Consider the following 12,240-nt stretch of genomic DNA (forward strand, 5'->3'; position numbering starts at 1 on the left):
GACTGGCAGTACTTTTATAATCATGAACGACCTCATATGTCAGTAAATGGTTGTCCACCTATTTTTAAACAATAACAAGGCTTTAGATTTTCTACCCATTAATTCAATTAAAAATGGGGGTATTACCATGCCAACGTAAACGCCTCTTCTTAAACATTGAGACTGAATCTAAGATACTTTCAGCATCCTCTACTCCAACAAGTTCATCTTCATTTGCATCGTCAAAGTTAACTGATGTGCTGAAAAAGCTTGTAGGTGGTAATTGTTTTGGATCACCGACAATAATTGCACTTTTGCCTCTAGCTAATGCTCCAATCGCATCTTCTGGCAAAATTTGAGATGCTTCATCCATCACAACCAAATCAAAATCAAAAAGTCCTGGCTTTAAGTACTGAGCAACAGACATAGGACTCATCATGAAACATGGTTTTAATGCTTGAATTGATTTAGGTGCTCTTTCTAGCAAAGACCGAATTGGAATATGTCTTGTTTTTTTTGAAACCTCTTTTGCAATTAATGAATATTCTGTTAAATCAGATACTCTACCATAAGCAATCCCTACAGGAACATCGACTGATGAGGCATTACAAGCAATCTGCTTTCTTTGTAATACTAGTAATTCATTATCATAATTCTGAAAATTACTAACCATAGTCGATAATTCTATACCGTTATATTTTTGAATCAGTGTATCTGTATTAATAATATGCTTTGCTAAAGAACTATATAAAGATAGTTGCACCACGTCAGCAACTGAATACCTCTCTAATTCGGCATTTTCCAACTTTTTAATAATGCATCTTAAACCAGAATTTTCAGCTTTATTCTTAATAGTATGGTAATTACTCCATGTAAATAACCAATCTTCATTCTCTAAAGCTAAATTATTTCTTTTTATCGTTTCAATAAAAGAATTTTTAAGCTGATTGGTCCAATTTGCTTCAACATTAGAATGCTCTTCAAATTGTTTTCTTCTTATTCCTTCATTTTTGAAATGATGAGAGATTTCATCTAAAGATTTTTTTAATCTTTGATAACTTTCCTTATCTGATATCTTAGATAGTTTCTCTCTTAAAATTCCGAATGAATCAGAAATTATATTTAAAAGCTTAAGAGTCTTTTGAGCGCGATTTAGTTCAGCAACATTAATTTCCCCTTTTAAATCATCAAAGTTCCATTCTTTAGACAATTGAGGATAATTTTTTCTAATTTCATTAAATCGAGTTACTTTTACTACATTAGCATCAAATAAAATTAATTCATTTTCAATACGAGCTAATGAAGATTTTTTATCAATAATAAAGGGCCCAAGTTTTAACTTTAATTCTTTAAGAGAAATTAATGTACGAGAAATCTCACTTTCATCATCAATAATTTCGTGGACGTTTCTCAAATAACTAATTTTACTTGCATATAAAGTAGAAAAGCCCTGCAGTAAATTCAATAAATCTTTAATCTTAGGTGCAACTTTACGATCATATTCTTCAATGATAGATTTTACTAAGTGGCTCTCTAATCTTAAGATAGCAGAACCTATCTTCACCTTCTCATCAAAACCAATACCATATTCATGACGAACGCCTTTGTACCAATCACGCAATATTTTAATATCATTTAATGGCGTATTAACTCCATCATACATATGATTTAATATTTTAAATTTATCATTCAATTTATTTGCAGAATCAATACCTTTCTTAAAATCTATTAATTTAGAAAAATTATTTTGTATTTCAATAAGTGGAGTACCTTCATTTTTACTGATACCTAATATAAACTTTCGAGCGCTCCACCAACGCATCGTAAAATATTTAAAAAATCCACCTATACATATATTTTTGTAATTTATCTCTAAGTCTTCCACACTAGGCAAGATCTCTAATTTGTACAGTCTTTGACAATCTTGATAGTTTTGATGCAACTGTTTAAATATTGGTTCAAAATCAACTATAAACTGATCAATACTAGATTCATCAAATATTTCATTTCTATGTTTTAGAAGATCAAATGGCAACCCTTTTAAATGTCCTACCAATATCTCCATAGCTTTAAAATTTTCTTCTGAATATCCAAACACCTTCTTAAGTTCAGAAGGTATATTCTTTTCAATTAGTTCAATATCAGGCTTTAAATCCAACAAAGCAGTCTTAATTTTTTCTAGTTGGTGTATCGCTTCATCTATATCTTCTAAAGTGATACTTTTATCAAATGCTTTGCTTTCATTTATCAAATTCCTAATGATTTCAACTTCACGAGAATTTGACTCTCCAAGATATTCTTTGTTAATTACCGCAACAATTACTCTGTAGTTTTTATTAATTTCATCATACAAATTAATGTATTCAGATAGCAAACTAATATTATCGATTTGATCATTAATTAAATGATAAGATATTTCCTCATCGAAATTTGGTAATTCTTTTGCATTATTAGTTACTCTTTCAACTAATTCTAAATTCACATCATCACAAAAAAAAAGCTCAGAAAATAAACGTTGTATTACTGTTAATTCATAGTTCCACTCTTTAAGAAATTTCACAATTTCTGCTTTTTCAGAATCAATTAAGTTTACCTTATTAACCCCAAACCAATAGTGTTTATAGATCTCCTTGTCAGGGCATTGATCTCGAGTTTGTATAAATGAATTTTCTAACAACTTCCCCCAATCAATATAGTTTTGGATATCATCCTGATTTAATGTAATCAAATTTAAATTATCGATTAATACATCTTCAGGATTTATATCCAATAAATTCTTGAAGTAAGTTGCTTTTGTTAAAATTTCATGTGCTGTATATTTCGTCTCTCCCCACTCTTTATTAATTCTTTTTACATATTGATTTAAATAATTTTTACTTAACTCAAGTTTGTTTTTTGTGATTTGTATTTCATGTATTTTAGCATTGTGCTCCAATTGCTTATATTGTTCATTTAAGTCATGTAATATTTTTAACTTATTAGACTTATGACTATGTAATTCTAAACAGAATCCACCTAATCCAGCTTTATCTAGTCTATCTTTTACTACATTTAATGCAGCCATTTTTTCAGCAACAAAAAGTACTTTCTTGCCATCATTGATTGCTGCAGCAATTAAATTTGTAATTGTTTGAGATTTACCAGATCCTGGAGGACCTTCAATAACTAAGTTTTCCCCCTTTACGGCATCGATTAAAGCACTATGTTGAGAACTATCAGCATCGTAAATGATTGGGAATTTTTCATGGATATCTTCTATATCATCAATTTCATATTCAGAGTCGAAACTATGAGACTGACTTTCTTTGGCCACCTTACTAAATAATTGTTGAATAACTGGATGATCTTCTATTGAATACCCTTTAGGCCAATTCGTAGGATCAAGATCCTGATACATTGCTTGCTTAGAAAAATTTAGCAAGCACATACAGACCTTGCGTTTAATACTCCAACCTACTTCATGAGACAAAATATTTTTTTCAATTAAGTCAAAATAATCTTCTGGCGTACTTTCTTCATCCAATAAAGGCAATTCTAAGCCAAATTCATTTTTTAACTTTTCATGTAATGTAACGTTACTTAATAATCCTTCATCTGACATAGATAATTCAAAATTATCATAGCCCCCATGTTTTGTTTTTGGCTTTTTTTCAATTTTTACAGGTAGAGTGAAAAGTGGAGCTAACCGTTTCAGATTTGAATCTTTACTTTCAGTCCATTCTAAAAAACCAATCGCAATATATAAAACATTCGAACCTGTTTCATTTATGAATGATTCGGCTTGTTGTCTAATATATTTAACTCGAGTTTCTAAGTCCTTTGGATAAAGTAAACTCTGTAAAACATGTGTATTTTCAGGTTTTGATGAATTACTCGTATAATTGTGACTCAATTCAAAACTAATCTCATAACCTAAATGCTTTGCCCAAGATTCAACACTTGGTCCGTGATCTTTAATACCACTACCATTCTTTTCCTCCACCCCATAGTAGCTCTTGAGCTCTGCATCTAATGGTTTAGGAATTGGTAGTAGATCTATTATTTTTCTGTCATTTAATGCTTTGAATATAGAGTTTGGTGTAGTTTCAATGAACTGAAGGCACTTACCACGTGGAAACTTATAATTTAACAGCGAATTTCTTGAACTTAAATCCAATAGTCTCTTACGAATCGACTCCAATGAATCATATGCAAATGTTGCTGTACCCTCGGTCATTTAGTCTAAAAACCTCTAAAATTCAAAAAAATATTTTTACATTGCTCTTTTATGATAATAATTTAGCATTTTTTTAATAGTTGATAAACCTGTATCGCTAAATGATCATTTCACTCTACGCTGGCGTTTTTCTCAAACTGGATCTTTGGCCTCTCATCTCATTTTCTGTCATGGTCACCTCGATTTGGCTCATAGTAGTTTGGGGATATCGGGGGGCTTGTGAACCTGATCAGAGTCATGCTGGGTAACTTTCGAAATGATACAGCCAGTAATGGAATGATTGGCTTAAACAGAATGCGGGTTAATCAAAAAATGTCAGCTGTTCTGTTTTTTTTACAAGTAAACTTTCGTATCTTAGTAAAGTAAATCTATAAATATTATGTTCTGCCCAGACATTACCATAATCTAACTTAAATCATTGTTTTAAAGAAAAATTATTTCAATAAAGTAAAAAAGATACAAACTTGGATACATAGGTTATTTTTGTTGTTTTTTGTAAAAAATTTAATTTCATCTAAATCAATAATACTTTGAAAAATTTCTGTCTACTAATAATTCTATATATATAAGGATTTTTTAGTTTTATGATTTATGTAATTTCTCAATATTCCAACTGACAAAACTGACAAAACTATGTTCTGTCAGTTTTGTCAGTATGGTTTTAGATCATTTCATAAATTTTTGGATTTATCCAATATCGTTTTGTCGGTCGTCCACCTTTTAAGGTCGCTTCAACTTTTTCAACGTGTACCCAACATATTTCATTTAAGATATCTAATGCTTCATATACATGTTGTATGTCTGTTAATGATTTCCAATTTTTACGAAATACCTCTCTAGCACTAAAACCATCTGTCCGCCATTTATCTGACTCTGGAAGTTTTTTCAATTTGTTAGCTAATGTACTTGCTCTAAAGTTAGAAGAATGTAGTACAAGTCCATAAATTCTTCTTGCATGACTTTCTAAATATTCACACCACTCAATTGCCATTTCAGTAGCTCGCTTGCTAACTCTACCTACGACCCCTAAATTTATACCGTCAATAATATGAAACAATAATGCCAATCCTGACATGAGTTTAGGATATTTAGATAAATGCTCTTGGATTATTTGATGTTCTTCATTCTGTATTTTCTCCTTGTGAAGTGCAGTAGTCCATTCAATAAAAAGATTTTGAGCTTCATCTGAAAATATAAAATATGGACTCTTGTTATAATTATCAGAGCTATTCGCCCCCATACTACAAAGAGAAACTTCATCGAGTTTATCTATACTTTCAAATATTGAGTCAACCGCGTTTCGTGCATCATTATTTGGTATTCGGTCAATATACTCCCAATTTTCAACATCAGGGTACACAAGTAATTGAAAGCGCTGTATAAGCCCATCATTTCCTAAACCTTTTATTGCTGGTTCTAGGTATTTAATTAATTTATCAGGCTGAATTCCCCCCATGACTGTTAAACAATGATTTGGAATAAATTGCGGTCCTCTCCCAATCCGATCAATTTGATATGATCCTGTACCATTCCACCCTTCAAGAAAGAACGTTCTACCTAATCCACCATCTTTTTCAAGAAAAGCAAATAATCCAACCAATTCATCACGGAATACTAAAATTCCATTTGGATTATTTACTTCCAAGTCTGATAAAGCTTCTATCGTTGTATCATCAGTTTTATACCGCTTTTCTGGTATATCCTCTTTATTAGCTACTTCATTTTTTTTGTTGGCTTCAATTCTAAGCTCTTGCTTAGCAATTTTTAAAAATAACTCTTCACGCTCAATTTCATCTTTTATTTTAGTAAGTTCTTTTTTTAGTTCTTTGAGCTCCTGCTCCGCAGATAATTTTTCAGCTCGCATCTTAATAACTAACTCGTCATTTGAGCAATTAAAATTATGATTTATTTCAATTTTATCTATTTCCATATCAAAATCTTTAGACTTACTTGTTTCTTTTTCTTTATCTATTAGTTGTGAAATTGGACGAAGCCCTGCTTCATAGGCTGGTGATTTCTTCATACTAGGTGTTCCAACTATTGCACTCCATAGATTTGACATCACTCTCCAATCCCCTAAAGGTTTAGGTTTAATCGTCACTTTTGTACCTAGGACCGAACCTAGTGATGATAATAGTGTGACTGCAACAAAATCTACTGGCATTTTATCTGCACGTTCAGCCTCATCAAACACATAATCAGCAAGATCCATTGGTAACATACTTTTGGTAATTTTTTTTACAGGCAACAATTCAGCTCTAATTGGTTGTGGCTCTTTCCAATCAATTAGTTGAGTGCTAGCGATAAGATTATTTATCTCATTCTCTAATTCTTTGGTACATGTAAAAGAATCTACAGGTAGAGATAAACCAATAATTTTAATATCTAAACTAAAAAGACGCCTTTTTAGATCGCTCACATGATCACAAGTAGTAACAATACAAACCTCATTAAATTTTTCTTTAATCTGCTGAGCTTTATTTTGACTTAAATTATTTACTAATAATATTTTATATTTTGAGTCTGATAGTTTATAAGCAGTTTGACTATCTTCCGTTACTAAAAGCACTGACTTACTTTTTTCATTAAAAATGATATTACCATTCCCAATATTTATTTCATTACCTTTAATTAAATTTATGAATCGTAATCCAATAATTTCACCATTTAAATTTCTCAACGGTATAACTGGCATGTCCTCTAGATTCGGATAGTTCTCTAAATTTCTAGTAGCCCTTTTGAATTCTTTAGGCAGTAGGCCATAAATCCTATTCATAGCATTTGCTGTTTCAGTCCCCTCCTGAATTACCATTGAATCATATTCAAAGTAATCAGCAGCATTTGTGCTTTCTGCTTCTTCAACAGCTATGCTCGTATTGTTTGAATATTTTGAATTCATTTTCCAGCCTCCAGCTCAGAATCCGAAGCATCTAAACTCAAAACCCAATTTTTTATTTCATTTTCACGATAAAAAATTCTAGCTTGTTTTTTATCTCCAAATTTTATTGGTTTCGGAAATGAAGGATCTTTTTGTTGCAAGTTATATAGCGTATTTCTACTAACTTTTAGAATACGGCAAACATCTTTAATCTTCAAAAGCATTTGTGAGCTCCAATAACAATGCTAGAGCCATCATGGTTTTTTTGAATTTATAAGCCCTTATGTTTTTTTAATATTTTTCCAAAAAAAACCTAAACAATTGAAATAAATTATTTTATTTTTAATATTTCTTTAACTTTAGCCTTTGCGGCATCATCACTTAGTACATCTAAGTCGGTGTAAAAAATTTGAATTAATTTAGAAATTATATTTATATTGTATGGTCTCTTATCTGGGGAAATCTCTGCCTTTCCATCAATATCCCACATGCTTTTAATAAAGAATGTTCTATGCGATGTATTATCAACTCGTGGAGATTTCATATTTAATATTTCTGTTTCTATTTTCTTGTAAAAAAAATCAAGCAGATCACTATCCACAAATTCAATATAATCAATTAATTTATTATATATTTTTTCACTTAGTAAAATATCATTATATTTTCTTAAAAACTTATATTCTGGTATTTTTATATCATCTTCCATACCACTTAAAGGAGAAATATAATTATTATTTTTCATATACTCCAAAAAATCTTCAATATCTTTATTATCATATTTTTTTGCATATTCTTTTAGTTCATGAAATCTTACATCTATCATTTCCATATCTATAACAGCAATTATTTTTTCTTCTCTCAAATAATTCAAAATCTTATTAACATAGCTTGAACTTAAATAAAAAACTGTTGTCTTAGTTTTCGATAGAGGCGATGCATTTAATAAATTTGTCATTTTATTTTTTGCTGACTCAAGTTTATTGAGCCAATTTTTCAATTCAGTGCCACTATATACCAAACCACTATCTAGTTTTTCCTTATATTTTATTGAGAAATAATATTTTTTAGAAAAAAGAATTAAATCACTTAGCTTTAACTCACACTCCAATATTTTTTTAAAAGACTTATCCTCCAACAATAAATAAATTTTCTCAACATGGAAATCCTTTTCCTCATTACTAAGGTAAGTTTTAAATTTTATATTATTACTTATAAATTTAATTTTAATAAATTTATTATTAATTTTGCTATATTCTTTTAGAAATATAGCTACTTCCTCTTTGTCTTCTTGTGTAACTCTTTCCATTTAATTATCTCAAATTGAAATTCTGCGTTACTGATTTATAAACCAGTATAAAACTTCTCAATCAACTGGCGTGTCTTGACCATCAAGTGAGTGAACACATTATCCCGCTCAAACAGCTTAACCTTATAGTTTGGTAAGTCCTTCAACTCTTCTTTACGTGGTAGGCGTTTGGTGAACTCATAATGCTCCAGAACCTGCTTCATGGCTTCTGGTTTCAGGTTTTCTTCTTTACAAAGATGCTGATAGGCCTGTTCTTTTTCAGCATCCCAGAATTCAGAAAAAGCTGTTTGGACGCTTTGGCCGTTGATCATCTTCGGCATGTTTTCTTCAATGAATTTTTGAATGAGGTCTTGCTTATCGTGCAAGCTGATATCGCTACTGATTAAATCGTAAATTTGCGCTTGGTACTTCTTACGCTTGTCCTCTGAGTCTGTATCGATTACGAGCTGTAGTAGATTGATAATATAGCCAACATTGATACGGTCACTGTGCAGTAAATCCAGTTGAAAATCGACATCATCCAATACCGATACTTTTTCTTTCTTGGTGGTCTTTCTAACGGCACGGCATAGGTCAGCATACTTAGAGGCGAAGTTTGCAAAGTGCTGCTTATCAAGTTGTGTTTGGTCTTGATCGTACTCAATAAAAGTTTGTAATTGCGCGTTATAGCGCATCACTTCACGGAAAGCTTTAATAAATTCCAGTTGCTGTTCTTCAGTAACAAGATCATCGACTGATTGGTAATTGGGCGTTAAGGCAAACAGTTTGCTCACCGCTGCTTGGTAATCCTGTTCAATTTCTGCATAGCTGGGAACAAGGACGATCTTGGTCGTTTCTTTATTGGAAAATAGTGCCAGCGCCTCATCTGTAGCGCGTTTCAGATTGCGGAAACAGATGATATTGCCAAATGGTTTTTTATCGTTATAGACACGGTTGGTACGTGAGAATGCTTGAATCAAGCCATGATATTTTAGGTTCTTATCAACATACAAGGTATTTAGCGGCTTGGAGTCAAAGCCCGTGAGGAACATATTGACCACGATTAGAATATCAATCTGTCTGTTTTTTACGCGCTGTGCAATGTCGCGGTAGTACGCATAAAATTGATCACCTGAATTGTAGTTAGTTTTGAACTGTCGGTTGTAATTGGCAATGTAACGATCCAGCTTATCCCGACTGGATGAGTTGACTTGACTTGGAATATCTGCGGCTTCTTCGTGAATCAAGCCAGTTAAGTCATCAGTCGGTACAGCCTCATTTGCCGCATAGGAAAAGATGGTGGCAATGGTCAAAGGTTTAAATATCCGACCTTGTGCTTCATCTTCAATTTGCTTTTCAGCCTGCACCTTTTCAAAGAGGTCGTAATATTGGGTCAGTGTTTCGACCGAACTGACACAGAACATTGCGGTAAATTCACGATTACGGGTTTTGGTATCGTGGATATTGACAATGTAGCGGGCAATCATTTCTAAGCGTTGCGGGTTGTCATACAGTTCTTTGGTATCGATGCCTTCTACATCTTCCTCATAACTTTCATTCGTCGCCATGCCTTTGGCGGTGTATTTGCCACGATAATCAATCTGGAACTGCAGCACGTTACGATCCCGGATCGCATCGACAATCACATACTGGTGCAGACACTCATTAAACAGGTAATCCGTGGTGAGCTTTAAACCGGCCTTGGACTGGCTGTTTTCCTCAAAAATTGGCGTTCCAGTAAAGCCAAACATCTGGGCATTGCCAAAGAACTTCTTGATATTCTGATGGGTCTCACCAAACTGGCTGCGATGACATTCATCAAAAATAAAGACTACTTTTTTATTTTTAAGATAATCAATCGATTCTAAATAACGGTCTGTGCTAATCGCACGATTTAACTTTTGAATAGTGGTGACGATCAGCTTGTCGTGGCGTTGATCCAGCTGTTTCACCAAGGTCGATGTGTTATCGGTGCTGTCCACACTCTCAGCTTTAAAAGCATTAAACTCACGTGAGGTTTGTGTGTCGAGATCGTTACGATCCACCACAAACAAGACCTTTTCTACATCGGGCATTTGCATGATGATCTGACTGGCTTTAAATGAAGTCAAGGTTTTGCCTGAACCTGTAGTATGCCAGATATAGCCGTTCTGATTGGAGTTTTGCACATGCTCCACAATTTTCTGTACTGCATAAATCTGATAGGGACGCAGCACCATCAGGCTTTTGGTGGTTTCTAGCAGCACCATGTACTGGGTCAGCATTTGGGTTAGATGCTGCTGATTTAAAAATGCCTCGGCAAAGTCGACAATTTCATTGATGTGCTTGTTATGGACATCCGCCCAGGGAAAGGCAAACTCGATGCCTGTGGTGCCGTTGGAGTAATAACGGGTATTGGCACCATTACTAATGACAAACAGCTGGATAAAGCCAAATAATCCTTGCCCTGCCCAATAGGCTTCACGAATATAGCGTTGCGTTTGATTAAAGGCTTCGGCGATTTCCATGCCGCGTTTTTTCAGCTCGATCTGTACCAAAGGCAAACCATTGACCAGTAAGGTCACATCAAAACGGCTGGTTCTGCCATTATAGTCGCGGTGATCTATCGTAATCTGATTGGTGACTTGATAAATATTCTTGCTAGGATCATCAGACAGGAAAAAAAGGTGTTTACTGGTACCATCATCAAATTTGACTGGGAACAGATCACGCAGATTCTTGGCGCGCTCAAACACGGTGCCCGTGTTTAAAAAACTAATGACCTGCTTCCATTCCGTTTCTGACAGGGGCGCTAGTCCATTGGCACGTTCAATCTGGGTTTTCAGGTTAGACAGTAGTTGGCTTTCGTCCTTGAGCGTCACTGAGGCATAACCTAATTGTTGCAGTTGGCCGATCAGTTCATTTTCAAGTTGATATTCGCTTTGTACTGTCATTTCCTTCCCCTCTAAAATCTTAAATTATTCACTTCAATGTTTGTTTAATTAAACTCAAGATATATTCTAAATTTTCTGTATCTGAGACGATCACCTCACAATCACCATTTCCCCAATGTCCAATATTGGTCACATCTTTCGCGAGCTGTTTCGGGTCATCCAGTTGATTAAAAGGCATATTCAGCCATATACGAATTTGCTTTGTCCCAATACTCATATAGACATAGTTACGCTTACCCTTACGGAAGGCTATGTACATTTTCTTGGGATGAACCTCTAAATCGGTAGTTAAGCCCAGAATTGAGTCCCTGAATTGCTCATATAGCTCTTTGATGTCATCGGACTTATCCGCCAAGTGATAGGCTTCATCATATTGCTGGATTTCTTTAGCAATTTTTTGAATATCTTCAGAGTCAACCTTTTGCACTTGCTTAATTGAAGGGGCTGATTTGGCTTTCTGCAATGGATTGACTGAAACAATTCCACCTTGATAGCGTTTGATTTCCCACAGCTCAATGCCCAAATCTTTAAAATTAGTAGACTGCTTTTGAAAGTCGGTAAAGCTCGGTGAAACAAAGATGATTCGACTTTGTGACCAGTCGACATCCTGACGTTTAAGCTGTTTACTCTGGTTCTCGTTGTACTCAACGATGAAATCTGCCTTGTAGTCGAGCATCAGATTCAGATAAGAAACGCCTTGGTCAATCACGCTATAATTGCGTTCACGCTTGTATTCGATAATTACAAACGCCTGACTTTCGGGATCGAAAGCCAGTGTATCTATACGATTATTCTTGATCGTGAACTCGGACTTGATGAATTCCAGACCTGTAAAACTGTAAAGATTGCTTTCAAACAGGCTTTGAATTTCTCTTTCCAAACGAAAAGGATCTTCGGTGAGTTCTAGTAATGTCTGTGCTTGGGTTTGATAAAGTTGCATTCAGTTCCC

6 protein-coding genes are annotated in these 12,240 nt (G+C 33.8%); all 6 read right to left on the reverse strand.

All coding sequences use genetic code 11. The features are described 5' to 3' along the window. Positions 1-103 precede the first annotated feature (103 nt). The 6 genes from FTV52_RS02460 to FTV52_RS02485 all read right to left on the reverse strand — a co-directional run bounded on the left by FTV52_RS02460 (position 104) and on the right by FTV52_RS02485 (position 12,231). Entirely contained in the window at positions 104-4,195 is a 4,092-nt protein-coding gene (locus FTV52_RS02460; RefSeq protein ID WP_179989721.1) for a DUF4011 domain-containing protein, read from the reverse strand. 661 nt (positions 4,196-4,856) lie between these two features. Next, positions 4,857-7,094: a YfjI family protein gene (locus FTV52_RS02465; RefSeq protein WP_179989723.1), complete on the reverse strand. Its 2,238-nt coding sequence runs from the start codon at positions 7,092-7,094 to the stop codon at positions 4,857-4,859. Next, positions 7,091-7,297 carry an AlpA family transcriptional regulator gene (locus FTV52_RS02470; RefSeq protein WP_127801930.1) on the reverse strand — a complete coding sequence of 69 codons (207 nt, stop codon included), beginning with the start codon at positions 7,295-7,297 and terminating at the stop codon, positions 7,091-7,093. Before FTV52_RS02470 ends, FTV52_RS02465 begins: the two co-directional genes overlap by 4 nt. 107 nt (positions 7,298-7,404) lie before the next feature. Then, the gene (locus FTV52_RS02475; protein ID WP_127801931.1) at positions 7,405-8,379 is read right to left on the reverse strand and encodes a hypothetical protein; all 975 of its coding nucleotides are present in this window, start codon (positions 8,377-8,379) and stop codon (positions 7,405-7,407) included. Positions 8,380-8,414: 35 nt separating this feature from the next. Continuing rightward, positions 8,415-11,291, reverse strand: a complete 2,877-nt coding sequence (locus FTV52_RS02480) for a type I restriction endonuclease subunit R (protein ID WP_179989725.1) — start codon at positions 11,289-11,291, stop codon at positions 8,415-8,417. Positions 11,292-11,319: 28 nt separating this feature from the next. Next, positions 11,320-12,231, reverse strand: a complete 912-nt coding sequence (locus FTV52_RS02485) for a DUF5655 domain-containing protein (RefSeq protein WP_001177806.1) — start codon at positions 12,229-12,231, stop codon at positions 11,320-11,322. Positions 12,232-12,240 lie beyond the last annotated feature (9 nt).

Origin of the sequence: Acinetobacter sp. YH1901141, assembly GCF_013416935.1 — a bacterium.
GTDB lineage: Bacteria > Pseudomonadota > Gammaproteobacteria > Pseudomonadales > Moraxellaceae > Acinetobacter > Acinetobacter towneri.